The following is a 322-nucleotide window of genomic DNA, read 5'->3' as shown; positions in this document are numbered from 1 at the left end:
GTACTTCTGCATGTTGCCCTTGGGCATGAACGACCACTTCAGGCCGGTCGGGAAGCCGGCGCCACCGCGGCCGCGCAGGCCCGAGGCCTTGACCATCTCGATGACCTGCTCCGGCGGGGTTTCGCCGGAGCGATCCGGTTCAGGCTCAGGCCTTGCTGTCGAGATGGCGCTGGTGCGCCTCGATCAGGATCTGCTTGGCCTCAGCGGCGCCACCCGCCAGCGCCTGGCACAGCGCATCGTCGGCACCGTCGCCGGACTGGTGCTGACCTGGGCACTGCTGCAGCTGTTCCCGCAGCTGCACGTGCAGTTGCTGATCGCCCTG

The 322-nt window shown here is 68.3% G+C and carries 2 pseudogenes; one reads left to right on the top strand and one right to left on the bottom strand.

From position 1 onward, the window contains the following. Positions 1–114: pseudogene (locus ABGA94_RS01205) on the bottom strand (hypothetical protein); the annotation flags it as partial. A gap of 91 nt (positions 115–205) precedes the next feature. On the opposite strand from ABGA94_RS01205, the pseudogene ABGA94_RS01200 reads away from it, so the two are divergent. Further along, positions 206–322, top strand: a pseudogene (locus ABGA94_RS01200) (FUSC family protein); the annotation flags it as partial.

The sequence above is a fragment of the Stenotrophomonas sp. 3diitr2024 genome (assembly GCF_042136455.1).
Classification (GTDB): domain Bacteria; phylum Pseudomonadota; class Gammaproteobacteria; order Xanthomonadales; family Xanthomonadaceae; genus Stenotrophomonas; species Stenotrophomonas sepilia.
Note: the sequence above shows the minus strand (reverse complement) of the source record. Positions and strands in the feature narration are given on the sequence as shown.